The sequence below is a fragment of the Dietzia cercidiphylli genome (genome assembly GCF_014145145.1).
GTDB lineage: Bacteria > Actinomycetota > Actinomycetes > Mycobacteriales > Mycobacteriaceae > Dietzia > Dietzia natronolimnaea.
This window is the reverse complement of sequence record NZ_JAALEA010000549.1, coordinates 1-873: the sequence shown is the minus strand read 5'-3', so window position 1 is coordinate 873 and position 873 is coordinate 1. Positions and strand designations below refer to the sequence as shown.

At 69.3% G+C, this 873-nt stretch carries 1 protein-coding gene; it reads right to left on the bottom strand.

Features of this window, described 5'->3' with window-relative positions; translation table 11 throughout:
• Positions 1-17 precede the first annotated feature (17 nt).
• Complete coding sequence (locus tag G6028_RS17310) at positions 18-782, bottom strand: ABC transporter ATP-binding protein (RefSeq protein WP_182659603.1); 765 nt, start codon at positions 780-782, stop codon at positions 18-20.
• Positions 783-873 lie beyond the last annotated feature (91 nt).

The following is an 873-nucleotide window of genomic DNA, read 5'->3' as shown; positions in this document are numbered from 1 at the left end:
GGTGGTGGTGGTGTTCATCAGTGTGCCTCCTCCAGAGCCTGGGAAACCTCGCCGACGAGGTTGATGTAGTCGGCCGAGTACCGGACCTCGGGGTCGCGGGGGACGTCGAAGGGGACGTCGATGGTGTGGACGATGCGGCCGGGACGCCCGGACATGACGACGACCCGGGTGGACAGGTACACGGCCTCGGCGACCGAGTGGGTGATGAACAGTCCGGCGAACCGTTTGGCCGCGAACAGCTCCAGGAGCTCGTCACCGAGTCGCTGCCGCGTGATCTCGTCGAGGGCCCCGAACGGCTCGTCGAACAGGAACAGCTCGGGCTCCAGCGTCAGCGACCGGGCCAGCGACACCCGCATCTTCATCCCGCCGGACAGTTCTCGCGGCAGGGAGTGCTCGAAGCCGGTCAGCCCCACGAGGTCGATTGCCTCCTGCGCCCGCTGCCGCCGCTCGGCCTTGCCGATCCCGTCGAGCTCGGCGAGCATCTCGACGTTCTGGGCGACGGTGCGCCACGGCAGCAGCGTGGCGTCCTGGAAGACGTACCCCACCCGGTCGGTGCCGGTCTGCAAGTAGCCGTCGGTATGGGTCGCCAGGCCGGAGGCCAGCCCGAGCAGTGTGGACTTGCCGCACCCGGAGGGTCCCACCACGCTGACGAACTCTCCGGCCCCCACGCGGAGATCCACGCCCTCGAGCGCGCGGGTGCCGTTGGGGTAGGTGACCCCGACGTCGGAGAAACCGAGTATCTCGGTACCCGGCCGGAGGACGGGGCGGGCTGGGGTCGTCATGGTGCCTCCTGGAGATCGGGCGGGTGGGTCGAGGCCTGTGTGAGGGTCGAGGTCTGTGTGAGGAAGGGGTCGACGAGGACGGACGCCCTCG